Consider the following 25,252-nt stretch of genomic DNA (forward strand, 5'->3'; position numbering starts at 1 on the left):
TTGAACACATTTAGAGAATTGTCTGTCAAGGATACTGGATTGGCAGGTAAGAATGAAGATATCCAAAATATTTTACTCTCCATTTTTCAGTCAAGCTATGATGGCATATATGTTGCGGATAGTGAAGGGGTAGGAATTATGGTAAATCAGGCTTACTCACGAATTACGGGCGTAAAAAGTGAGGAGCTGCTCGGTAAAACCATGAAAACCGTCGTAAAAGAGGGTATTGTTTCAGAATCTGTGACCGTTAAAGTCCTCGAAGAAAAAGTACCGAAAACGATTATTCAAACCGTGAGGGGCAAAGAATTATTAGTAACCGGTAATCCAGTACTTGATGAAAGCGGGAAAATTGCGTATGTGGTGACAAATGTACGAGATATTTCAGATTTAAACCTTATGAAAACAAAGCTGCGGCAGTCGATAAAATTGAGCGAGAAATACCTTAATGAGATAGCGGAACTGAAAAAAACAGAAATACTGCATATGCACTTGGACGGAATTGTAGGTCAAAGCCCGGAAATTATGAAGGTTTTCCATCTTGCCAAAAAAGTAGCCAAAGTCAATTCAACTGTGTTGTTACTTGGGGAATCGGGTGTGGGGAAAGAGGTCATTGTGAAATATATACACCAGGAAAGTGACCGTGCAGATGGACCACTAGTTAAAGTGAATTGCGCAGCCATACCAAAGCATTTGCTGGAATCTGAATTATTTGGCTATGAAAAGGGTGCTTTTACTGGGGCGGACAATCGCGGAAAACCTGGTTTATTTGAGCAGGCGAGTGGGGGTACCATCTTTCTTGATGAAATTGGGGATATGCCCGTTGACCTTCAAGTCAAGCTGCTGCGGGTTTTACAGGAATTCGAAATAACCCGGGTTGGTGGAACAAAAAGTGTAGAGATTGATGTACGAGTTATATCTGCTACTCATATGAATCTAGAAGAGATGGTTGAAAACCGCGAGTTTAGAAGGGATCTTTATTACCGATTGAATATCGTGCCAATAAAAATTCCACCTTTGAGGGAAAGGAAGGCCGACATTGTGCCGCTTGCCTTCTTTTTCTTAAATAAAACGAATAAAAAGAACAAGTTGAATAAACGATTTGATCCAGAAGTGCTGCACATATTTCAGGAATATGCTTGGCCAGGAAATATTAGAGAACTTGAGAATTTAGTTGAAAGATTAGTTGTAACGGCAGATCATGATCACATCCTACCCGAGATCTTACCGCCTCACCTTTTAGAGGGAATTAATTCTTCGCACCCATTAAAGAGAACAGCACGATCCAAGGGAACGTTAAAAGCAATAGTCGAGAATGTCGAAAGGCAGATTATCAGAGAGCATATCAGGCAGTTTAAAACAACACGAAGGACAGCTGCTGAGCTAGGAATTAGTCAATCAGCACTAGTCAAAAAAATGCAAAAGCTAGGTATTTGATGAAAAAAGGAATCGAAAATTGTGTATTTCAGGGTCAATGTCCAAACATTGGCCCTTTTCATTTGTTTCAACTTTTTTATTTACCAAAAATATTTGTAGCATAAACACTTTTTTTGTAAGTAAATGTCGGAACTTTATTTATTTTCAGCATAATCAGAACTTTGGCACGCTGCTTGCATTAAGAATATAACGTGACATGCCAACAGTGAAATAGGGGAGGAACGAGGAACGTAGACGCATAAGGCATGCCTTCATTAGATATAGAAAAATTTATGAAAAAAGAAAAAGGGGAAAAAGAGCGTATGAATTGGCCAACATTTGATCTGCAAGGGAAGATCGCCCTTGTCACTGGGGGAAGTAAAGGAATTGGATTCGGTATGGCTCAAGCTTTAGGCAGGCATGGAGCAACCGTTATGATTTCAAGCCGGGGTGTAGAGGAGGGAGAAAAAGCTGTTTTAAAACTAAAGGAAGAAAACATCAAAGCAGCCTTCATTCCTTGTGATGTATCTAGAAAGGAACAGGTGGAAGGGCTAGTAAACCAAATCGTCGACCGGTACGGATCCCTTGATATTCTTATTAACAATGCCGGCCACAATATTCGGAAACCGTTAGTAGATGTGGAAGAAAGCGACTGGGATGGAGTGTTAAATGTAAATCTTAAGGGGATTTTTCTAATAGGCCAGGCTTGTGCAAGACAGATGATAAAACAACACTACGGGAAAATCATTAATATCTCATCAATTTTGGGAACAATCGGGATGCCGTTTCAAACATCATATGCGGCAAGTAAAGGCGGGATCAACCAATTAACCAGAGTATGGGCGGATGAATTAGCTCCATACAATATCACTGTAAATGCGATTGGACCGGGATATATCAAAACCCCGATGACCGAGGAATGGCTCTCAGATCCTGAAAGGCTTGAAAAAATCACCAATTCTACCATGATCAAACGTATTGGGGAGATTCGTGACCTGGTTGGACCGGTTGTTTTCCTGGCATCTGATACATCTGCTTATGTTACTGGCCAGGTGTTACATGTCGATGGCGGCTGGACTGCACGATAAACAACTCGATAGGAGGTTTACATAATGAACATCATGCAAGAAGAACATTTTGATCGTCACATTAACGTTTTTGAAAACCGGCCTGGAAATCTAATTGCTATGCTGGAAACATCAGCCATGAAATATCCCGGAAAAGAAGCCCTGGTCATGGGCAATGAAAGGCTTACATATAAAGAGCTTCTGGATAAAGTTGAGCAAATCTCAGGAAATCTGCAACACTCTCTATGTATTAAAAAGGGGGACCGTATTGCCCTTTTGTTAGGCAATAGTATCGAATTTTGTATTTTGGTCTTTGCGTGTGCCAGAATTGGGGCGATTGTCGTTCCTTTGAATACAAGGTTAAAAGAACAGGAACTTTCCTATATGGTTAGGCAATCAGGTGCAAAGGTTTTATTTGTGGACGATGAATTTTTAAATAAAGTTGAAAGCTTACGGGATGAAGAATCTATTCCAAATGTACAGAATTTTTTTCTTGTTGGAAATGAAATCCCTAAACGTAAGGACTATCTGCCTTATGAAATCCTGGAGCAAAAATCATCGGTAACAGAGGTTTATGTCTCCGAAAACGATCCTTTATTCATTATGTATACATCGGGAACAACCGGGCTACCGAAAGGAGCTGTGGGCAGCCATTTAGGTGTCATCCATAGCTCAATAAGCTATGAAGTGGTCTTAAAAACAAATGAGGATACCAAAACTGTGATCGCGGTCCCGCTGTTTCATGTCACCGGCTTGATTGGTCAGCTGTTGCATATGGTTAAGGTTGGCGGTACATCCGTTCTCATGCGCAGATATAAGACAGAGGAATACATCCGGATAACCGCAGATGAGGAAATTTCCTTTTTGTTCAATGTCCCAACTATTTACGTCATGATGATGTCACATAAAGATTTTCCGGTATACAGCTATCCAAGTGTTACCTGCATTGCTTATGGTGGAGCATCCATGTCCACAGATACCATACAAATGTTAAAAAGTTATTTTCCAAATGCTTACTTACATAATGCTTATGGGGCAACGGAAACTTCTTCACCAGCAACTATCATGCCTAGGATTTATGATCCAACTAAAATTAACTCTGTCGGCCTGCCGGTTCCCGTTGGTGAATTGAAGGTTGTTGATGATTATGGCCGCCCATGTTTGCCAGGAGAAGTAGGTGAATTGTTAATTAAAGGGCCCATGGTGATAGAGGGCTATTGGAACAATAACGCTGCCAATGAAACATCCTTTATCGATGGATTTTGGCGCTCAGGCGACTTGGCACAAATGGATGAAGATGGTTTTGTTTATATTATGGATCGTAAAAAGGACATGATCAATCGGGGCGGGGAGAAGATATTTTCCATTGAAGTAGAGAATGTTCTTTATAACCATCCCAAAGTATTGGAAGCTGCAGTGGTAGGGATTCCTGATTCCATCTATGGGGAAATTGTGAAAGCTGTTATTGTTCCGAAACCGGATGCATTAATTGATAAGCAAGAGATTCAGGAATTTGTATCCAAACATTTAGCAAACTATAAAATTCCTAAAGAAGTGGAATTTGTTTCAGAGCTGCCCCGTAATCCGGCAGGAAAAGTGATAAAGGCAAAATTAAAGAACCTTCAACTTCAATCTTAAAAATTCAAGAATAGAGGGAGTGAGTCAAATTGTCGACAATTATGAAGAAAGCTTGGGGATATCGTTATTGGGTCCTTGTTATTCTGTGGCTGGTCTATATTATCAATTATTTTGACAGGATGGCGGTCTTAACGTTTCTTCCATACATCCAAAAGGATCTTGAATTAACTCCGGTGGAAGTAGGGCAGCTTGCATCCGTATTTTTCTTTGCCTATGCTGCAGCTCAAATCAGCGCTGGATTTCTCGCCGATAAAATCGGTCCTAAAAAAGTTATGTACATTGCGATTACGGTATTTACTGCCATTACGGCATTAACTGGCGCCGTAAAAAACTTTGTTCAGTTTTTAGCGCTTCGAATCGGATTGGGCCTTGGGGAAGGACACCATTTTGCCCCTGCAATCCGCGCAATCAATAACTGGTTCCCTCTTGCAGAAAGAGGAAGAGCGGTTTCCTTTTTCGCAACATCATGGGCAGTTGCCCCTGCGATTGTACCGGTAATTGTCACAAGCATCTCCTTCTACTTTTTCGGAGGCGGCTGGAGACCAGTATTTTATATACTAGCTATCCCGGGCTTACTTGGAATTTTCCTATTGTGGCGATATGTAGCGGATACACCAAAAGAAATGATCGATAAAGGTACATTAAGCAAGGACCAGGATGTCAATGAGCAAACGGATGAAATGTCAAAGGCAGATAAAAGAAAGAGCTATGGTATTTTCTTAAAAGATATTAATTTTTATGTATATACATTGATGCTTTTCTGCCAGCTAGCCGTTTATTGGGGAACCACAACCTGGTTAACGACATTTTTGGTAAACCAGCACGGCTTTAATATAAAGGAAATGGGCTTTTTAGCTTCTGCGCCATATATTGTTGCCTTCTTCGCAATGATGCTGGGCGGCTGGCTCATGGATAAAATCATGCATCGAATGAAGCCGGTTGCGTGGATTGCCTATATCGGAAGTATCCCTGTTTTATGGATGCTGGGTTCTGTAGAAAAGGGGAATACAGGCTCTTTGCTTGTTTTACTCTTGCTCGTTGGTTTCTTTGTAAACTTAAACTTCGGTTCCATTTATGCTTATTTGCCAAAACGCTACCCAAAAGAAATCGTCGGCAGTGCTACCGGGCTAGCTAATGGGATCGGACAGCTGGGTTCTTTCGTCTCTCCATTAATTGCAGGTTATTTAGTAAAAGTAGGGACGGATGGGACACAGGATTTTGGCGCCGTATTTATCTTTTTTGCAGCAGCAGCGGCATTAGCGGCCGTATGTTCTTTTATTCTTAAAGAAAAGAAATTAACCACTTCTCAGCATGTGGTAAGTAATAAAGAGCAAAGCGTGTAAATAAATAACCTACTACTATAAAGGGTGCACTGAAATGGCTGAACAGAAAGCATTCGATCCTTACAAAACATTTAAACCATTTAGTGAGTAAAACATCTTCGAACTGAACGGTTGAATTAAAAAGGAGATCATTTCACTAAAAGAGGAAATGAATGTACAAACAAATACATCACAACAAGAAACAAAACGAGAATTCGTGACACGTAAATGATCGTAAGGAGGAGCAGCGTTGGCTACTAATACTTTAACTAATTCTATGTTACCCACTTTTGATATAGAAAAAGAGGTGGAACGTTGGAATGTTTTTTCAAATATCGCAAATCAACCTGAACCGAGTGTAGACCATACGCCGAGACACGTGGTTTGGAAGAAGAATAAGGCTGTTTTATGGCATTATCCTGCGGTAGAAAAGAAATACGATATTCCCGTTTTCTTTGTTTATTCCTTATTTAACCGTCCTAATATCCTTGATTTTTCCCCAGGTTCAAGCGTTATTGAAGGCTTGGTAAAGAGCGGGTACGATGTATATCTTCTCGACTGGGGGATTGCAGGATACGAGGATAAAGAAATTAATATAGAAGATTATATCGTCGATTATATTAGAAATGGGGTCCGGAGGGCATTACGGCATTCGCGTGCCAATGAAGTGTCTGTTGTTGGGTACTGCCTGGGAGGAACCCTGGCAGCCATGTATGCGGCCATTGCAGAAGAACCGATCAAGAACCTGGTTGTCGCGACCGTTCCGATTGATTTCGGTGTCGCAGCGATGCCTGAAAAATGGGCGGAAGGGATGCAAGAAGGTGCGTTTAACATAGATCGTCTAATTGATGTGTATGGATTAATCCCGCCACATTACATTGAAGCAATGTTCCGGTCAGTTACATCACCTGTATACTTCAGTCCTTACGTTACTTTGTTAAACCGTGCCACTGACAAGCGATTCGTGGAAAAATGGAGACGAATGAATAAATGGACGAAAGAACATGTCCCGTTTACGGGGGAAGCATTTAGGCAATTAACGAACGATCTTTTTAAGGAAAATAAGCTGGTCAAAGGTGAATTTACGGTTCGCGGCAAGAAAGTAGATTTAGGGAATATTAAGGCAAACCTTCTGGTTGTTAGCTCAAAAAATGATAACCTCATACCTCAGGAACAAAGCCGCCCTCTAATGGATTTGGTGTCAAGCGAAGATAAAACCTACCAGGTAGTGGAGGCGGGCCATGTTTCATTAGCGTTAACTGGGAAATTTTCCGGTATTTTGGATACGTGGTTATGTGACCGTTCAAAAAATGTTTAAACACAAGCCGCAGTAGTGATGATTATAAAAGGATAAGCAACACATAATGCCTGCCTGTTTCCTAGATTTATTGGAGACAGGCGGGCGAGTTATTATTAACAAGGAAGGAAGGATTACATGAAAAATTTACAAACCGTTTTTGAACTCATTGATGAAGCAAAATCCATCAAATTTTTGCAATCACTTATTCAGGTAAATAGTGTGAACCCAAAAGGGAACGAAAAAGATGTTGCTTTGGTTATTCAAAATTATTTAAATTCATCCGCGCTTCAAGTGGAATTGGATGATCTCGGAGATAATCGGGCAAATCTTTTTGTTACATATCCACATACGACATCGGAGGAAAAGCATTTAGTGTACAGCGGGCATTTTGATACGGTACCTACCGGGAAGGCCCCGTGGGAACATGACCCGTTTTCAGGCACAGTAATCGATAATAAAATGTTCGGTCGGGGAACGACCGACATGAAGAGCGGTGTAGCCGCAATGATCCTTGCCTTAGAATGTATAGAACGGGCTGGCCTTACACTAAACGGAAAGCTGCAGTTTGTTGGCACAGCAGGAGAAGAAGTGGACGGCTTCGGAGCAAAAAAAGTAATAGAAAAAGGACAAATCGACGGTGCTACAGCGATGGTTGTTTCTGAGCCAAGCAGTAATCAGCTATTTACCGCTCATAAAGGGTGTCTCTGGCTGGAGATTATTACATATGGAAAAACGGCACACGGTTCGATGCCTGATCAGGGAATTAACGCTATCAATACGATGAATGAATTTATGAATAAACTGCAAACCTATCATTTTGATTATATACCACATCCGATATTGGGACACCCGACAATGAATATCGGAACCATTGAAGGTGGGGTTAAAACAAATGTCGTTCCAGACCAGTGTAATTTAACCCTAGATATCCGGACCGTTCCAGGACAGGATAATGACCGCATTCTATCAGATATTGAGACCATGATCCAAGCGGCTGCAAAGGGGTCGCAATCCACGTATGCAATAAAAATCATTAATCGTATGGATTCCGTTTCGACAGACGAATCAGACGGTTTTGTTAAACGTGCCGTTCAAACAGGCAAGGAGCATCTTGACTTAGATTTAAAACCTACAGGGGTCAATTACTATACTGACGCATCTGTTTATTGGCCTCATTTACAAATTCCTACGATCATTATTGGTCCAGGCCATCCGCAGTTGGCCCATCAGCCGAATGAGTATGTAGAAATTGATCACTTCATAGAATCCATCCGTTATTTTATTGCCCTCGCCATTGATTACTTGGGTCAGGGTCAAAAAGAATAGCAAATGGATAAAACACCCGGGGAGGGGCACAGCGAACATAGTGCCGTTATTCGGGTTTTTTTAGTTTGTGCCATTTTGTAACATACAAACCAACTTTAAATCGGTGGCTAGTTTTTACAAACTATTATAACTCAGGTCATTATTAAGTATAGTTGTCGAAAATATATATCAATAAGAAAAGGGAAGTCCTTCCTAAATAGACTCCACCTTTTGTTTTTGTTTAAGACTATGGATAATATTGTTTTTTGTCTTATTGAATTGTTTTTCATAGTATTTTTCCAATACACTATCAATTTGGAAGTCTTTCTTGTATTCCTGCCATTTTGAATGGGAGTTGAATTGCTTCCAGGTAAGGTTCAATTGACCGGTTTTTTTCATGGTAGAGCTGATCAATCTGGAAAATTTCTTTTTACCAGAGCTGTTCAATTTTCCACTTGAGAAATGAAGTTCACTTGCTAATCTTTTTGGTTTTTGTACGGAGTATAGGTCAAACTTGTTTCGTAACGCAAGAAAGATCTTAGCAGTGCTTTCTGCATCGCTTAATGCTCTGTGGGCATTTTGATTTTCCTTAATTTCTAGTTGCGCAAGGGCTGAAGTGAGGCTTGGTGTATTGAAGGTGTGTAAAACACCGTACATGTAAACTTCCTGGATATCCAATAGGGAAGAGGGCTCAAAAAGCTTCAGTTCCAAACGGTTACAGTCTGACTGAAAGAATCGGTAATCTTCTTTTCCCCATGAAACGAAGACATAGTCCTTACCAAGAAAATGGACGAAATTGGAATAAGCTTCTTTAAACCTCGGCGCATCCTTAATCATATCTTCTGTAATGTTAGTTAGCTTGGAGGTAAAGTTTGAAAGGGTACACAATGGCTTAATTAAAGTTGAGAAAGTATCGAGAACTGTTCCGGTTTCATCCAGCTTCACAGCTCCGATTTCAATGATTTCACTAGGTTTGTCCGTTGCATATTTAAAACTGTTTCTCTCCACATCAACAATTATATAGTTCATAAGTACCACCTTTTCTATGTATACATTATAACAGAAAAGTGTCAGTTTGGTTTGTCAAATATTTGGTAATGAACAAAAAGAGATTATATCACTAGGAACAGGTCCTGTGATATAACCTCTTTTTGAATAGTTTTATGGGTTTGATGATTCTGGCGTTATTGACTCTCTATTGGGACTTGGCTTTTGGGTGTTTGGATTTGATTGAGGCGGCTGATTTCCTGTTTCAGGAGTGGTACCAGAGCCACCGGTATTATTGTTGCCTCCATTACCCGGAGTAGTGCCAGGTGTAGCTGGGTTGGCAGGCTTGGATCCAGAACCATTATCATTTCCTTGGTCGTCGCCATTATCATTGTTGCCGCCATTACCATTACCATTTCCGTTTCCGTTGCCATTACCATTTCCATTGCCATTTCCGTTGCCATTTCCGTTTTCATTATCATCGTTACCGTTTTGATCCTGATCATTTCCTTCACCGTTTTCCTGTCCAGGCGGTGTAGTTTGTTCCGGATTTTGGGTTTCTTCTTCGGTTGAAGTGTCTTCCTCTGGGTTTTCCTCTTCTTCTACTGGCGCTGTTGCTGGTTCACTTTCTTTTTTCTTTTCTTTCTTAGGCTTTTTGGCAACCTGAACCGGCATGTGGCCTCTTACGTAGAATTCACTTCCGCTACTTGCAACGCTGGAGGGCTGTTCAAAATCCGCGGTTGCTACGTCTTTTGAAGCATATTCCATCAGATTTTTAAAGAGATATTTAGGGATTTTTTGTGATTCCTTACCTAAATACTCTTTTGTATTATCCTTTGGATCGTAGCCCATCCAGACAGCAATCGTAAAGTTCGTTGTATATCCGGCCATCCAACTGTCGGGAACTCCTTCAGCAGGGATACCATAGCGGAGACGGTCTTCTTTTAAGAAGTTTGTTGAACCTGTTTTCCCCGCAACAGGAAGATATGGGATATTTGCGAGCCTTCCTGTACCATAGCTTTCCTTCAATACGCTCTTAAGCATATCTGAAACGATAAATGCGGTAGATTCCTTCATAACCGTTTTCGATTCCACGTTGTTTTTGATGGAAGTTTTATCCCTTAACACAATCTTTTTCACCGTATGCGGTTTGTTGTATATACCGCCATTTCCAAAAGCGCTGTATGCGCCGGCCAGCTGTAAGGAAGAAATGCCGTCTTTCATTCCGCCAATTGCATAAGCTTCCCCAATTTCATCCGGAAGGGGAAGGCCCAAATTGGCGCCAAATTCCCGTGCCCGGTCAAGTCCCACTTCTTGGATGGTTTTAACCGCCGGGATATTTAGTGAGCGCCCAAGTGCTTCCCTGATGGTCATCGTTCCGTAATATCGGTTTGATGCGTTTTTCAAAGGTGTTCCGTTAGAATACTCATAGGGTTCATCCGTGATCAACTTATGGGTAGACCAGTTGAGATACTCAACTGCAGGGCCATAGTCTAGGATCGGTTTAATTGTCGAACCGGGCTGTCGTGTTGCATCAGTGGCATAATTGAAACCGCGGGATACATTCGTGTTACGGCCGCCTCCAATTGCTAAAATCTCTCCGGTTTTTGTATCAAGAAGCGTTATCCCTGCCTGCAGCTTTTCGCTCGGATAGTTAATAATATCATTTGTGTTAAGCATTTTATAAACATACTCTTGTGCGTCCTTGTCCAGCGTTGTGTGAATTTCTAATCCATCGCTGTATACATTATAGTCGCCCATGGCTTCAACTTCCTCGATTACCTGGTCGATGAAAGCGTCGTATGTCGCTACGTTCTTTTTTGTTTGCTCTTTTTGAAGGCCTTCGGTGATTGGAATGTCTTGATTTTTTTCCATTTCCGCCTTACTGATGAAACCATGCTTATTCATCAGATGAAGTACCACATCGCGCCTTTTTTTGGCGAGTTCTTTATTTTCATAAGGATTATATGCGCTTGGACGCTGCGGCAATCCGACCAAGAGGGCGATTTCGTTTAACTCTAAATCCTTGAGTTCCTTTCCGTAATACGTTTTTGCTGCCCTGGCAATACCATTGGCTCGTTCACCATAAAAAATTTTGTTCATATACATTTCAAAAATTTCTTTTTTTGTATACTTTCGTTCCAGCTGAAAGGCGAGCCACATTTCCTGGACTTTTCTTTTCATTGTTTTATCCGCTGTTAAATAGGAACGTTTGACAACCTGCTGGGTAATGGTACTTGCCCCTTGTGATCCGAAACCTTGAGTGAAGTTTGCTAGAACTGCTCCTCCCAGTCGATAGAAATCAATTCCCTGATGCTCATAAAAACGGACATCCTCAGTAGCTAGCACAGCATCCTCAATCTGTTTTGGAATGTCTTCATAAGCAACAAAGTCACGTTCAGCCCCAACTTCTGTTAAAAGTTTGCCATCATCGTAATAGATCTTTGAGGAAACTGGGTCCCTTAATAATTTATCATCCAATTTAGGAGCGTCACTGATAAAGTAGGCGAATGTAGCGCCACCCGTAATAATGCCGATAATCCCGAGTGAAATCAGGATAAGGAAGATTCGCTTAAAAAGACCGCCGCCAGTTTTATCCTTGCCTTTTTTATTCTGGCCCTCCATTTGTTTTCGGCGTTCAAGTCTTGAGTTATATTTTTCAGCCATAAGATACGACCTGCCTTTCATGAACAAGAAATAAGACTCAATAACGGGAATTTCCCGTAGTAAGTCAATAATCAAACAAAAACGTTCTATTACTTTTATAAAATGATTAAAAAGGTGTAGTTTAGGTCAGGGACAACTGGGCTGAGAACGTGCTAGAGTTAGAAAATTATAGCAGTGAATTTTTCGTTCAGGTGTAATGATAAATTGGTGTGCTGATTTAGTCAATATTAAAGTATCCCCATTTCATTAAGCAAATTTCCAAACGGTAGCGGTTTGTCGAATGTTTGTTAATAATGGATGGTGTTCATAAAGTGCCAATGATTAGCATCGTTATATCCCATTATTCCTGTTAAAAAATATCGTACTAAAAAGCTCGATAGAATATATTTAATTACTATAACACATGGACTGTATTTGAAAAGGGACGAGAGTATTAAGTTAAGGGAAAGATTCCTTTTATATAGTAGGATCATTCGTTTATTTGGGAGAATGCAGGGTATAAATTTAAAAACTAATCATTGGGGGATATGTGATGAAAAAGGAAGTTTATGGGGTCTATAAGACTAGAGAGGCGGTTATCGCTGCTATCCATGATTTAGAGGCCAGAGGCTTGGAGGACGAGGATATTACGTTGCTTGCGGAAAAGGAAGAAACGCTTCATTTTGCACGTCATAATGAGGACCTAAATCTAAAAATCGCAATAGACTCTCCGGAAGATGACACCATTATCGATAAGGTTCTAAAAATATTTTACGATGCCGGAAATCTCCGCCCGGAGGATAACCTTTTGGAAGCAGGGCTGAGTCATGAGGATGCAGAGAAATATGCAAATGTCGTTAAAAATGATGGCATACTGATACTTCTGGAACGGAAATAGGGGAGCCGGGGAGAAAAAAGTATAAAATAAGTAAAAAGAACTGTCATTTGGCAGTTCTTTTTTATTTTCAAAAGCATTAGATCGTGAAAATACGCTATTTTAATGGTCATAGGTTACCAACCAATGTATTGGTGGTAAGAATTTGCGTATACATCAAGAAATTAGCATACTATATCATTTAAATGACTATCCAGATATAAAAATTATATGATTGTCAAGAAATAAGCAGCTTTATGAATGAATATGATATTAATGTATCAAATGATGTATCAACAAATTACTGTATTTCAGTCGAGTTTCTTTAAAGGGAATCGATGTTCGATCTAATTAATCATTTTTGCCGACATTCATAGAAGGAAAAGTCAGCCCACAAACAATTCATCTAGAACTGGATAGTAAAACCTGAATATTCTCAGTTCCTTGGGGGGATGGTACTGCTGTAAAAAAGCGATTTACTTAGAAACATTTCTTATGCTTCACCGTCTTTTTCCCTTTTTCTATATGCGTTTAGGGCTTGCTGCAGGGTGGCATACGTTTTGATGTTATGAAAGTCTATGCCAAGGCTGACGACGGTCTGAGCTATTTCAGGTCGTATTCCTGTTATAACAGCTTCAACACCAAGCAGGCGTAAGGAATCAACGACCTGGAATAACTGATGGGCGACCATCGTATCTATAATCGGAACGCCTGAAAGATCCAATATGAAATAAGTAACATTTAATTTGGTACTTCGCTTCAATGATTCTTCCATCAATAATTTTGCACGCTCGGTATCGACTGTGCCAACGATCGGAAGGACAGCAACACCTTTCTCTAGAGGAACTACCGGTACGGATAGTTCAGCTAGAGCGTTTCGTGCAGTTTCCATTAAGTGGTTGTGGTGGTTCACAAACGCCACACTAAAACTATGAGCCGCCTGGTCAATAATTCTATGCAATTTTGTAACGTAATCACTATATTCGTGAAAGGATGCCTGTTGGGAAATTGCTTCTTGAGTGATTACTTCTGCCATTACTTCACGGTAAATGGGTAATTCATCCAGTGCTACATCAATGGTCATCCCCAGTTTGGAACAATATTCTCCCGTTTCTTCTCCCCACAAGGAGATTTTTTTAAGTGCTGTATCTAAAGGATCAATTAACAGTTCCTTGTACATTTCAATCAATTTAACTCTCTCTTCCAGTAACTGTTTAGATATAGGCACTTGCTGCTCTGGATGTTTTTGGTTCTGGATATTAGTGATTTTTTCTGCCAGCTCATTTTTTTGGGCCGCAACCTTTTCTGCTACTTGTTCTTCATTCCAGCTCATTCTATCTGCCTCCAAAATACACTAGCTTGTATGTTCATTTCATGCTATTATGGTAACCTTCCCGTTTTTGTCTTTCAACTTTATTGCTTAAAACAAGGAATAAGCTATACAGGAAACATAGATGGAATAAATCAGTAAAAATCATTCATATCTATAAAGATACAGCCGATACATAAAGTAGGGGGTGCCGCACTATGAATTACAAAGAAAATGCAATCCAGGCCTATCTTGACTCTTTAAGGGCTGAAGGCGTTTCAGAAGAGATTATCAAATACGCTGCATTAGGTTTTGCAGCAGGATTTGACGCAGGTACTTTAAATAAATCCAATCCAGCGATCCAAATGGGAATGATTAAGACACTGCTGAAGGATGGAGTCGTACATTAATGATGGCTGGCGTACAATTTGCCAGCCATTCCATTTTGGAATAAAAGGTATTCTCTTTATCTCTGCAACGTGGCTAGTTGATACAAACTTCACTTTTCCTTCTAAATCTGTTTAGGAATACTGTTATGTTATTAACTCCTGCTTCTATCCAACATTTGCCCGAATGGGTAAAAAAGATTGCTTAGAAGTTCCGATGGACCAGGAATTTCAGGAAAGAAAACAAGGAGTATGGAGAGGAGCAGGCCAATTGTTGTCAGGGTAACAAAGGCGGCTCTTTCTTTTTTTTGGCCTTTTTCGATTTTTGGCCACTCATATAAAAAAATAAGAAGCATTATGACTGTTATTACTAAAACGACTACCAATTTCATTAGTCTGTAACCTCTTTTTCTTTTTCTAAAAGTTCCAACGGGGTAGTTGTTAGTCCAGGCTCCTTGATATTTACCTTAACCTGCACTTTGACTGAAACTTCAGGTAAAAAATGATTCCAGTTATTTTTGATTTTTTGCCATTCATCAGGGTATTTGTGATGAAAAACCTCTCCAAATCCAAATGCATCTGTCTCCAGATCATTCTTAACTTTTTGTAGCGCTTTTCCAATATTCCTCTTGATTTCCTTTTCTAATGCCTGTTCTGCCTTTTTTGCTTCTGACTGATAGATGACATCGATGTCACTTGCATTTTGTACAACCATTCCCTCTGATTTTACATTAATAGTGATACTCCATTTTGAATGATGAATAGAAGGGGTCAATTTGGTTGATTCCCGGATTGATTTAAAGGAGATTGTTTTTCTTTTGTCTATAGTTGCGGTAACAGTGGGTTGTTCTATTTGATTTTGTATCCACAACAAACCTTTGGACGTATCAATATCTATGTTACCAATCATTTTACTTTTATTAAAAATGGCAATCCCATTTATGGAAGGGATTGATTCCTCGTTTTTTAATGTGGCAGGAGGGACATCAATAAAGGGCAAAATGGCTCCCTCAGCATTTAAGATTGCGTTTTGTTCAAAATCCTTCATTGTTAATCCTTCGTCGAAATGAATCTCATTTAACTTTTGGAGGACGTTTCCAGTGTAGCTTTCTAAAGTTGGGTTCGTTTCCAATATGTCTGCGGCATTCCCTCTGCTAACAAACAAATTGGCACGTTCCCGCGGTTCTGGATGCCGGTTCAGGTAGTCAATTTGGTCCTTAAGATTTCCATGTTTTGAGAGACTTTCGCCGAAAATAAAAATTTCGCAATGCCCCCAAAAAATTTGGCGTGAAACTTTTTGCTGGAGGTTTAACATTGCATCGGCCATATTCTGCCCTGTAGCGGATTTTATTACAAACTGTGGTTGCGTGCTGCTTCCTCCACCGCCTTGTTGGCTGCTGCCGGCCGAACGTGGTGTCAAGATTTGTACCGTAAGCATGATCTGGTCTTCCTTACTTTTATCTAATGCAGCTCCTACAACTAATGCCAGGTCATTAAGTTCTCTACTGTCCCAGCATCCTGCCAGCAGGGACAATGTTAAGATCAGAAGAACAACGGAACAAACGATTCGAATCTTAATAGATAAACACCATTTCAAATTATGTCACGCCTTTCTGCAAAAAGGGCAATCACTTTTCATTTCCTTCATGTGAATTTGGCTTTTGACCCAGATGTTGGCGGTATTTATTATACTCACCCGTTAGGTGAGGCCGTTTGCTTAACATCCACCACGGTGCCCGAATGAGGACATCCTTCAATTCCTTTGCTTTCATTGGAGCGATAGGAGAAAGGTATGGAACTCCAAACGACCGAAGTTTACACAAATGGACAGTTATCATAATTACACTAAGCACAATACCCAATAACCCCATTGTTCCCGCCAAAAGTATAACGGGGAAGCGTAAAAGCCGCAGTGCAATACCCAGCGGGTATCGGGGGACCATAAAAGAAGCAATGCCTGTTAGAGCAACCACTATGACCATCGGGGCAGATACAATGCCTGCTTGTACGGCAGCCTGACCAATAACAAGGGCACCAACAATACTTACAGCTGCGCCAACTTGTTTAGGTAGGCGGAGGCCGGCTTCTCTAAGAGCTTCAAAAGTCACTTCCATCATCAACGCTTCCACCAGGGTAGGAAAAGGTACATTTTCACGTGACGATGCAATGCTGATAAGCAAGGCAGTTGGAACCATTTCTTGATGATAAGTAAGGACCGCGACGTAAAATGAAGGCAAAAAGATGGATATAACTATAAATATAAATCGTAGTAAACGGATAGCTGTTCCATTGATATAGCGATTATAAAAGTCATCTGCAGATTGCAGGAAGGAAAAAAAACTGACGGGTGCAATTAAGACGAAAGGGGTCCCGTCTACCAAAATGAAAAATCGGCCCTCTAGGAGATTTGCTGCTACTACATCAGGCCTCTCAGTGCTCATTAATTGAGGAAAGGGGGAAGCCGGATAATCTTCAATTAACTCTTCGAGGTAACCGGTTTCTAAAACGCCGTCAATATCAATACGGTCTAGCCTGTTTTTTATTTCCTCGATTAAGGTATGGTCTGCGATCCCGTCAATATAGCCGATGACTACTTTAGTTTTTGTGTAACGTCCAATATTCATTGAAAGCATCTTCAGTTTTGGACTTGTAATCCTTCTTCGAATTAAACTGGTATTTACTCCTATATCTTCTACAAACCCGTCCCTTGGGCCCCGGAGAACGGATTCAGCGGAAGGTTCTTCGATTGACCGCTTCTCAAACTTAGCTAAACCTAGTGCGAATCCCTCTTGTTCATTTTGTACCAGAAGTACAGGGTTTCCGGTGGAAATATTGTTAATGCAATCAGTGAAGGTTGTAATTACTTTAATATCCGCTAATTGAATATTTTTCTTTATCGCCTCTTTTGGAGGTAAAGGTTCCTTTGTTGCCGACATAAGCGTAGCAAGCAAGTTGTTTTCAATCTGCTTTACATCAGATAATCCTTCAATATAAACAAGTACCGCGTTAGTATGTCCACCCATAAAAAATGAACGGAAAACGACGTCAAAACAGTTATCATAAATGGACCCAAGTTTTTGTAAATTTTCATCTAAATTATGAGAAAGAGAATCCGATTCGTTTTGTGTATACACATCTTGTTTATCCTTAGGCTGCAGTTTAAGGAGTAATCTTTGGATTTTATCAAACAAAGTTAAACGCACTCCTTACGATTATAATATTCGAACATAGTGACTTGATTAAATTTCCTACATACTATGAGTCAAAATTTTTGATATCGAGTTTCCTCTTTACTCCATCTTTGTTCCTGCGCCATCCTTTTCGAACCCAGTCAATCACAAGTAACAGAAATGGGATCAAAGTTAACATAAATGGAACATAAAAAGGAAAGACAGTCTCCGAGAATCGAATTTGTTCCTGCAGATTATCAAATTCCCAAATGCTGAACAGAGTAATGATAAAGCCTAAAGGCAATACAATGGGTTTATAGTCCGAAAGCTGTAACCATTGGGCAGTCCCTAAAACAAGTGCGTAATAAAATACCGTCATTTTAACAAATGCTCCGATTATCCATACAGAAATGATAGCTGCTTCTAGGTGTTCAAAAAATTCAGAAACGCTAATATAACGAATTGCTTTGAAAACTGGATAAGTGTAGCTGGCGGTAATCTCTCCAAATAAAAATATACACATAAGGTTAAGGCTTACCAAACTTGTTATAACAGCAACAATGGATATAAGAGTCCACTTTAATCCTTTTTCACGATTGCCTACATAGGGCAGTAACATAGAAATCAGAAAAACTTCACTGAACCATCCATGTGGTGAAACAGCCCCCAAAATGGCAGGTTTTAACCCATCCTCGAGAATAGGAAGGGCATTTTTTAGATCCATATCTCCAGTAAGCAAAAGCACAAATATAGGAATGGGAAAAATAAATAATGGGACAAAAATATTTGCGGCCCTTCCCAAAACTTCCACTCCGCCACTAACTGCTACTGCACAAACAAGCACAAAACTTACAATAATTACAATTAGTGGGGTACGCGGTAAAAAAGAAGTGATGATAAAAGTAGCGTATTCCCTCATAATAAATCCACAAAGAAAAAGAAAAAAAAATATATAAAGAAAACTGAGAATGAACGAGAGCTTGCGGCCGATAATATGTTTACTATATTGGATGATGGTCTCATCCGGGTAGGATTTATGTAATCTATAAAGGATCAACGCTGTTATGAAACCTGTTATTGAGCCTAAGATAGGGGATAACCACATATCGCGCCCGGCATATTTACCTGTAACCGCAGGAACAAATAGAACGGCAGTGGCATAAATTGTCGGATAGATTAGAAGTCCCAATTGATATGCAGATATCTTTCCTTTTTCGATCATTTATCTGTCCCTCATTTTATGTTTTTTCTAGTATTTCTCTTTTGTTTAAATACATTCAGAAATTAGTGATGTGGGACAATCTTTGAAAAGGAAAAGTAAAAGCGAGGTAATATATATTTGAGGCGCACCAATGGGATTTTCAAAAAAACCCTTTTAATAGGCAGAGATTAATCCTTAGACTGCCTATTAAAAGGGGATAGTGCTAGAATTTCTGGAGTGTTCCTCCATAAAAACAATTCATTTGTTACTCGCGCAGATGAAGGCCATCTCTAGCCAACTCCTCAAGGATGACCTCCACTTCAGGCACAGAATGTCCCAGCACTAGTCCGATAATAACGGAGGAACCATTTTGGTCAGGAAAATAACCTGCGTCCAATAAGCTTAATGGTACAAAACGTTTTTGATCCATATATTTTTCCACAACAGGAACAACATTTTCGAAATCATATTGCCACTCAAGTGTACACAGGCGCACGATTTCTTTTCCGTATTTATTTCGTATTTCGTTAAACAGCAATAACCCGCATGTAGAGGCATTAAAGCGGACATTTAAGTCAATAAAATAATATTGATCTCCCCGGATAAGGACATCAAAGCCGGCTACACCCACATATCCTTTCTGAGCCGCTTTTTCCATTATTCCATATCCGGTTTCGATAATATCGGCAATGTCATCTTCTACATCTACACTGATCCAGCTCCCGCGAAAACAGCCGTCTTTATTGACGAGTTGTTCGGATTTTCCAAGGAAACTGATTTCTCCATCTTTGTTTACTACAAAATGAACAGAAATATTATTATCGTAATCGATATGCTCTTCAACAATAAGACGGGATAAATCGCCAAATGTATCGTCAATTTCAAAGAGCTGTTTTTCTTCACTAATCAAAAGTACACCACAACCGCCTGAAGTAGGCCGGCCGTCACCTGTCTTTACTACAATTGGCAATTTTGGTTTTTCCTCCAGGATTTGTTCAAGGCTCATCATTCTCCGGCCTGGCACATGCTCCTTAGGAACAAGTTCAGGAATATTTCGCTTATCACATAAATATGCCAGCAAGTCAGGATCTACCCAATAGAGGTCAGGAGAGACATCTTCAATAGGATGAGGATACTGGAAGATCAGCTTTCTATTTTCCTCTTTTAATCTATTAAGAATTTGAATATATTCCTTATCGTCCCGGTAGGTATAACGGTTGGAAGGCACATGGAGACCAGCTTTACGCAGTAAGTCCATTGCAGGTTCAGTGGCAGCACCCGCATGGCATACAACCGGTGCGTCCCCGGCAACGCTTAATTCCCTTCCTGTTAAAGCTTCCAGGTTAATTAAATCACTTGAGAAATGCTTATAATCTTTTGCATAGAGCTTTGGATTATAAGCGAAACTCACTCCATAGATGTCCTCAATAGATTGTGAAGGATGAATTGGCGTTACTTTTTCTTCCTTAATCGAAGAAATTTGAAGGGGCCTTGCTCCCATAATAAAACCTCCCTATTTTTAAATAAATGTTTAAAAAATAATATTTACCTATAATTGCTAGGGCGCGTATTTTGATAGATTTCGCCATTGTACTTATTCACCAATTTTGATGTTTCCAAACCAGCAAAGAAAAATATTAATTTGCATGATACAAAAGAGAGGATAAAATGGGAGGGGGACGTCTTAAAACTGTTGATGCTGGGTAAGGATGTGTAAACTCCAGTAATTTCATTCCAATTTTTCCTACTGGGCTGTTAATGATAGAATCAACCGTTCTCTATTCTTCATGTTTAATAGTAGAACAAGTAAAAAAATAGATTATTCAAAAATAATCGGATAAAATGATAGGGCTTACTAGGCCTTGCAAACAGGATTTTTTAACAGGAGAGGTGGATAAGTGATACATAAAATAAACAAACAACTGGAGAAACTGATGCCCTTCATTACTCCGATAAGTGTTTTCCTAGGTGTGTTGCTCGCTGAAAATCTTAAGGGGCTTTCGTTCCTTATTCCTTGGTTGTTCGCCTTTATGACTTTCTCGGGCAGCCTTAGCTCCAACTTTGTTTCCTTTAAGGAAGCGGTCACTCATCCAAGGCCATTAATATGGGCAGTGATAATCTTGCACCTCGTCATGCCGGTTTGGGCGTGGGGATTTGGGCATCTTTCATTCAGCAGTGATACCTATACAATTACAGGTCTTGTGCTAGCTATGGCGATACCGACAGGAATTACCAGTTTTGTATGGGTTTCCATTTATCGGGGAAATATCGCTCTTACGCTTTCCATTATTTTAATTGATACGGTACTATCACCTTTTATCGTGCCCTCAACATTATCTTTATTGGTTGGACAGCATGTGGAAATGGATGTAGTAAGTATCATGAAGGGACTCTTTTTGATGATTGTGTTGCCATCACTTTTGGGGATGGCCTTGAATCAAATAACAAAAGGTAGAGTAGTTAAAGTGTTAAGTCCAAGGCTCTCGCCTGTTTCCAAAATTCTTTTGGCGCTGGTTGTCATGATCAATGCAGCGGTGGTTGCCCCATATTTGAAAGAGGTTGACTACAGGTTGATAAAGATTGCCCTTGTAGCTTTTTTGATTGCTTTTACAGGGTACCTTCTGTCATTCCTGATTGGAAAGCTATTGAGGAGTGACCAAGGAACGGTCATTGCGTTAACATTCAGCGGAGGTATGCGAAATATTAGTGCAGGCGCTGTTCTGGCCGTCTCCTTTTTTCCCGCCCCTGTAGCAGTTCCAGTTGTAATTGGGATGCTTTTCCAACAAATATTGGCCTCTTTTTACGGATCGTTTCTTGACCGTCATTTTAACAAAAAGATCGTGGAAAGAGGACGGACGGTTTAAAAACTTTGAAATGTATGATTAGGAAATTTCCTACTATTTCTTGGGAAAGCGCAAAATTTGACATTACGTAATAAAATATATCAATATTTTACACAGACTATTAAACGGGGAAATTTATACTTAAGTGTTTGAGCGACAGTTTTCCTATGATCTGTGATATTCTTGATAAAAATTGACATTACATAAGGAACGAACATTGTCGTGTCTAATAGAGCGCAAAAGAGCCTAGTTGCTTTTCTGAAAATTAACGCTTTCCCATATAGACAGCAGGGAAAGGGGAGATGCTTATGGCATATATAAGAAGAGGGTCAAAAGAATATACACAGGCAAGCCTTTCACTATTTCTTGGTGGTTTTGTTACATTTTCTATCCTGTATACAACGCAGCCTTTACTCCCGGTCATAGCAAAAGAATTCAATGTTTCAGCACCGCTCGCCAGTTTGTCCTTATCTTTGTCGACAGGTCTGCTGGCGGTTTCCATGCTGCTTGCAGCTGCCATTTCAGATTCTATTGGGAAGAAGAAGATCATGGTTCTCTCCATGTTTTTAACATCTTTTCTTGCATTATTAACAGCCTTTAGCCCAAGCTTTATCACGCTTCTAGTTTTACGGGCGTTGCTTGGGATATTTATTGCAGGAGTCCCCTCGATTGCAATGGCATATATCGGAGAAGAGTTTCATCCAAAAGGAATTGGGAGGATTATGGGGCTATATATTAGCGGGACAACGATAGGTGGCATGGCGGGAAGAATTTTTATCGGAGTGCTTTCTGATATTTTCACATGGAGAATTGCTGTAATAGCTTTAGCAGGATTAACGCTAATTATCAGTATGATCTTTGGGATGTCTTTGCCTAAATCACGACATGCTGGAAAAAAAACGCTGGAATGGAGCTACATTTTCAATTCCTATAAAACGCACCTCTTAAATAAACGATTGCTAGCCTTATTTTTTTTAGCGTTTTTGTTAATGGGAAGTTTTGTAACGTTATATAACTATATTGGTTTCCTGTTTATGGAACCACCTTATGAGTTAAGCCAAACAGTGGTCGGTTTTATATTTATCGTGTATATTTGCGGTACATACAGCTCCGTATATATGGGGAAAAAGGCAGACCAATATGGATATTCATTTATTTTGAAGCTTTCCATTGCTATCATGCTAGTTGGAGCAATCATTACGCTTCTTCCTTCGCTTATTGGGAAAATATTGGGGATATCTATTTTTACATTTGGTTTTTTTGGCAGCCATTCGATAGCGAGTTCTTGGGTGGGGGAATATGCCTTACAGAATAAAGCGCAGGCTTCATCTCTGTATCTTCTTTTCTATTACTTGGGCTCCAGCATGGTTGGATCATTTGGAGGGTATTTCTGGCTGCATTTTCATTGGATTGGAGTCATTGCATTGATACTCTTTCTCTTATTAATTGGCTGTACTCTAGTTTTAGCAGTTTCAAAAAATCAGAGAAGGACCAGTGTGTTTAACAATACCTCCGATTAGCCAAGTCAATGAATAATATAAGGATATAATATTTTAGGCCTCAGAGGAATTTCAGGATAGCTCCTCTAGTAAAAATCTCATTTTCTTGGTTTACTGTGAACAAATATTTGGTATAATAATAACGAACTTGTTAGTAGACTACCATTATGGGCAGCGGAGGAATGGTTAGTCTATCGATACAGTAGTAGTCCCGTAAAGGGGAGTAGCGTCAGGGAGACCTGAAATAAAGTCGTCATTACGTGGTTTTTCCACCGGCTTTATTGGCCTAATGATTTAGTGCTCAGCGAGACCTTTGCCATTTTTCAATGGCACTGGTCTCTTTATTTTTGCGCTAAAAGGAAAGTTTTTCACTTTTACTAATCATGGCACTGTTTTCAGTTTTCATCCTGGCTGCTCCTAGTGAGCATTTTTATGTAAAGGAGGAATTATAATGGATTTTTTATCAGGAGAATTCTTTGCAGGACTTATATCAATCATTTTGATAGATTTGGTTCTAGCGGGTGATAACGCGATTCTGATTGGCCTAGCAGCTAGAAAACTTCCAAAAGAACAACAAAAAAAGGTTATTATATGGGGTGCAGTAGGGGCGATTATCATCAGGATCATTGCTACATTGCTAGTAGTCGTTCTATTAGATGTACCTGGTTTACACTTAGTCGGAGGATTGTTGCTTGTATGGATTGCTTATAAGCTATTGGTAGATGAAGAAGAGCATGACGTAAAAGCGGCTGACTCCATCTGGGGTGCTATTAAAACGATTATAATTGCCGATGCCTTAATGGGATTGGACAATGTATTGGCTGTTGCCGGTGCAGCTCACGGTAACATGCTTTTGGTTATTATAGGGCTTCTTGTATCTATTCCGGTAGTTATGTATGGAAGTACATTGATCCTGAAACTAATTGAACGGTACCCATTCATTGTTACAATCGGTGCCGGTATTCTGGGATGGACAGCGTCCAAGATGATTGTAAACGAGCCGTTCCTGCATGATTACTTCGCTAACCCGCTGGTGAAATATGGGTTCGAAGCCTTCATCGTAATTGGTGTTATTGTTGCCGGTAACTTTAAGCAACAAAGAGTGGAAAATGAAAAAGCACGAAAAAAGAAAATGAAACTAGAGGAAAATCCTCAATAATGTGGTGGAAAGAGACTTTTTTGAATAAAAAAGTCTCTTTTTTTCTTATACAAATGTAGATGTAAAACGGCTATTTTCTAACAAAGATCCTTATTGTTCAGTAGTATCGGGGGAAAGTGCACTCGCTAAAAGTTGGATATCCTTAAAAATTTGTTCTTTTATTTCACGTACTTCACACCTATAGTAGTCATCAATCAAACGGCCGATTTCATCTAAAAAAATAAGTGCCTCATCGTTGTTTATCATAGTCTCGATTCCTTATACAGTAGAATTAATCGAAAAATACTCGCTTCATGCTGATATATCTTAAAGTTAGCTTATTATCTAAATTTATTCATAAAAATAGTACTACGTTCTCATTTTTAACTTTCATCATTTTATTAAATAAATTAGGGTCTGATCACCGTTGATTTACCTTATTAACCTATTGAAGCCTGACCCCTAGTTTATTTGAACTGGAGAAATTTGCTTTAAATAAGGGGGATTTTTTTGGGGAAATCAAGTTGTGGTTGTGACCGGGTCTTCCAGTGGCTTTTGGTTTTTTGACTTGCTTGGAATTTGCGAAGAGGGGGTTTCATGTGATTGCAACGATGAGAGATGTCGATAAAGGTTGCGAATTGATTAGTAATGCTCAGGGTATGGGTGAGAAATTATTATTAAAGAGACTTGATTAGGGTTTTTAAGAATAGAACACGGGGTAAACACCTTAAAATAACCGTTAACTGATTGGAAAATAATTTTATTATGTTAACTTTTGTGAATTTTCAATCTTTAAAACGCTTTTGGATAATGATTGTCATATATCACATCCTATAACGGAGGTGTGAAATATGGAAAAACAAGACTTTAACCAAAGCAACAGCAATACTGGAAATGATGAAAGTGATATGACGCAAGGCATGGATCGAGCAGCAAGTAAAATTAAAGATGCCTTTAAAGAGACGTTTGGCATGGAGCAAAGCAACCAACAAAACAGCAATAATTAATAAAGCGCCATGCATGGCGCTTTATTTTTTAAAGTAATATGGAAAGCGTAGTAACATCCCATGCCTATCTTTAGTAGTGCACATACAGCTCTAACAGTTAAAGATGAAAGCCGGATAATCACACCGGCGTCTATATAATACGATGTG

General features: G+C 39.7%; 21 protein-coding genes. 12 read left to right on the forward strand and 9 right to left on the reverse strand.

Going from position 1 to position 25,252, the window contains the following annotated elements; all coding sequences use genetic code 11:
- From CUU64_RS01960 to CUU64_RS01985, 6 genes are all read left to right on the forward strand, one after another.
- The gene (locus CUU64_RS01960) at positions 1–1,434 is read left to right on the forward strand and encodes a sigma-54 interaction domain-containing protein (RefSeq protein ID WP_257985368.1); all 1,434 of its coding nucleotides are present in this window, start codon (positions 1–3) and stop codon (positions 1,432–1,434) included.
- 302 nt (positions 1,435–1,736) lie between these two features.
- The gene (locus tag CUU64_RS01965) at positions 1,737–2,501 is read left to right on the forward strand and encodes an SDR family NAD(P)-dependent oxidoreductase (protein WP_101631879.1); all 765 of its coding nucleotides are present in this window, start codon (positions 1,737–1,739) and stop codon (positions 2,499–2,501) included.
- 24 nt (positions 2,502–2,525) lie between these two features.
- A complete protein-coding gene (locus CUU64_RS01970) occupies positions 2,526–4,118 on the forward strand; it encodes a class I adenylate-forming enzyme family protein (protein ID WP_101631606.1) in 1,593 nt (530 codons plus the stop codon).
- 29 nt (positions 4,119–4,147) lie between these two features.
- Entirely contained in the window at positions 4,148–5,461 is a 1,314-nt protein-coding gene (locus CUU64_RS01975) for an MFS transporter (protein ID WP_101631607.1), read from the forward strand.
- A gap of 229 nt (positions 5,462–5,690) precedes the next feature.
- Positions 5,691–6,758, forward strand: a complete 1,068-nt coding sequence (locus tag CUU64_RS01980; RefSeq protein WP_257985369.1) for an alpha/beta fold hydrolase — start codon at positions 5,691–5,693, stop codon at positions 6,756–6,758.
- Positions 6,759–6,875: 117 nt separating this feature from the next.
- Positions 6,876–8,066 carry a M20 family metallopeptidase gene (locus CUU64_RS01985; protein WP_101631608.1) on the forward strand — a complete coding sequence of 397 codons (1,191 nt, stop codon included), beginning with the start codon at positions 6,876–6,878 and terminating at the stop codon, positions 8,064–8,066.
- Between the two features lie 192 nt (positions 8,067–8,258).
- On the opposite strand, the gene CUU64_RS01990 is transcribed toward CUU64_RS01985, so the two are convergent.
- Together CUU64_RS01990 and CUU64_RS01995 are read right to left on the reverse strand one after the other, a co-directional pair.
- Positions 8,259–9,074, reverse strand: coding sequence for an exonuclease domain-containing protein (locus tag CUU64_RS01990; RefSeq protein ID WP_101631609.1), 816 nt, complete (start codon positions 9,072–9,074; stop codon positions 8,259–8,261).
- Positions 9,075–9,206: 132 nt separating this feature from the next.
- On the reverse strand, positions 9,207–11,699 hold the full coding sequence (locus CUU64_RS01995) for a transglycosylase domain-containing protein (RefSeq protein WP_101631610.1): 2,493 nt from the start codon (positions 11,697–11,699) through the stop codon (positions 9,207–9,209).
- A gap of 532 nt (positions 11,700–12,231) precedes the next feature.
- On the opposite strand from CUU64_RS01995, the gene CUU64_RS02000 reads away from it, so the two are divergent.
- On the forward strand, positions 12,232–12,576 hold the full coding sequence (locus CUU64_RS02000; protein WP_101631611.1) for a general stress protein: 345 nt from the start codon (positions 12,232–12,234) through the stop codon (positions 12,574–12,576).
- 469 nt (positions 12,577–13,045) lie between these two features.
- On the opposite strand, the gene CUU64_RS02005 is transcribed toward CUU64_RS02000, so the two are convergent.
- On the reverse strand, positions 13,046–13,885 hold the full coding sequence (locus tag CUU64_RS02005; RefSeq protein ID WP_101631612.1) for an STAS domain-containing protein: 840 nt from the start codon (positions 13,883–13,885) through the stop codon (positions 13,046–13,048).
- Positions 13,886–14,079: 194 nt separating this feature from the next.
- On the opposite strand from CUU64_RS02005, the gene CUU64_RS02010 reads away from it, so the two are divergent.
- Positions 14,080–14,271: a hypothetical protein gene (locus CUU64_RS02010; RefSeq protein ID WP_101631613.1), complete on the forward strand. Its 192-nt coding sequence runs from the start codon at positions 14,080–14,082 to the stop codon at positions 14,269–14,271.
- 131 nt (positions 14,272–14,402) lie between these two features.
- Here CUU64_RS02010 and CUU64_RS02015 read toward each other — a convergent pair whose 3' ends face one another.
- The 5 genes from CUU64_RS02015 to CUU64_RS02035 form a co-directional block, all read right to left on the reverse strand.
- Positions 14,403–14,639, reverse strand: a complete 237-nt coding sequence (locus CUU64_RS02015; protein WP_101631614.1) for a hypothetical protein — start codon at positions 14,637–14,639, stop codon at positions 14,403–14,405.
- On the reverse strand, positions 14,639–15,844 hold the full coding sequence (locus CUU64_RS02020; protein WP_101631615.1) for a Ger(x)C family spore germination protein: 1,206 nt from the start codon (positions 15,842–15,844) through the stop codon (positions 14,639–14,641). The genes CUU64_RS02015 and CUU64_RS02020 overlap by 1 nt, the downstream gene beginning before the upstream one ends.
- Positions 15,845–15,875: 31 nt before the next feature.
- Positions 15,876–17,381, reverse strand: coding sequence for a spore germination protein (locus CUU64_RS02025; protein WP_374702695.1), 1,506 nt, complete (start codon positions 17,379–17,381; stop codon positions 15,876–15,878).
- A 121-nt stretch (positions 17,382–17,502) separates the two neighbouring features.
- On the reverse strand, positions 17,503–18,639 hold the full coding sequence (locus CUU64_RS02030) for a GerAB/ArcD/ProY family transporter (RefSeq protein WP_101631617.1): 1,137 nt from the start codon (positions 18,637–18,639) through the stop codon (positions 17,503–17,505).
- Between the two features lie 244 nt (positions 18,640–18,883).
- Complete coding sequence (locus tag CUU64_RS02035; RefSeq protein ID WP_101631618.1) at positions 18,884–20,119, reverse strand: ATP-grasp domain-containing protein; 1,236 nt, start codon at positions 20,117–20,119, stop codon at positions 18,884–18,886.
- Between the two features lie 397 nt (positions 20,120–20,516).
- Between CUU64_RS02035 and CUU64_RS02040 the strand changes: the two genes are divergently transcribed.
- The 3 genes from CUU64_RS02040 (at position 20,517) to CUU64_RS02050 (ending at position 24,119) form a co-directional block, all read left to right on the forward strand.
- The gene (locus CUU64_RS02040) at positions 20,517–21,482 is read left to right on the forward strand and encodes a bile acid:sodium symporter family protein (RefSeq protein WP_101631619.1); all 966 of its coding nucleotides are present in this window, start codon (positions 20,517–20,519) and stop codon (positions 21,480–21,482) included.
- 287 nt (positions 21,483–21,769) lie between these two features.
- Entirely contained in the window at positions 21,770–22,981 is a 1,212-nt protein-coding gene (locus CUU64_RS02045) for an MFS transporter (RefSeq protein WP_101631620.1), read from the forward strand.
- Positions 22,982–23,411: 430 nt separating this feature from the next.
- On the forward strand, positions 23,412–24,119 hold the full coding sequence (locus CUU64_RS02050) for a TerC family protein (protein WP_101631621.1): 708 nt from the start codon (positions 23,412–23,414) through the stop codon (positions 24,117–24,119).
- A 90-nt stretch (positions 24,120–24,209) separates the two neighbouring features.
- Here the strand turns inward: CUU64_RS02050 and CUU64_RS21795 are convergent, their stop codons facing one another.
- Positions 24,210–24,365 carry a hypothetical protein gene (locus CUU64_RS21795; protein WP_180954430.1) on the reverse strand — a complete coding sequence of 52 codons (156 nt, stop codon included), beginning with the start codon at positions 24,363–24,365 and terminating at the stop codon, positions 24,210–24,212.
- A gap of 584 nt (positions 24,366–24,949) precedes the next feature.
- On the opposite strand from CUU64_RS21795, the gene CUU64_RS21800 reads away from it, so the two are divergent.
- Positions 24,950–25,105 carry a hypothetical protein gene (locus CUU64_RS21800; protein WP_180954431.1) on the forward strand — a complete coding sequence of 52 codons (156 nt, stop codon included), beginning with the start codon at positions 24,950–24,952 and terminating at the stop codon, positions 25,103–25,105.
- Positions 25,106–25,252 lie beyond the last annotated feature (147 nt).

It is taken from the genome of Bacillus sp. V5-8f, from assembly GCF_002863565.1.
Taxonomy (GTDB): Bacteria; Bacillota; Bacilli; order Bacillales; family DSM-1321; genus Peribacillus.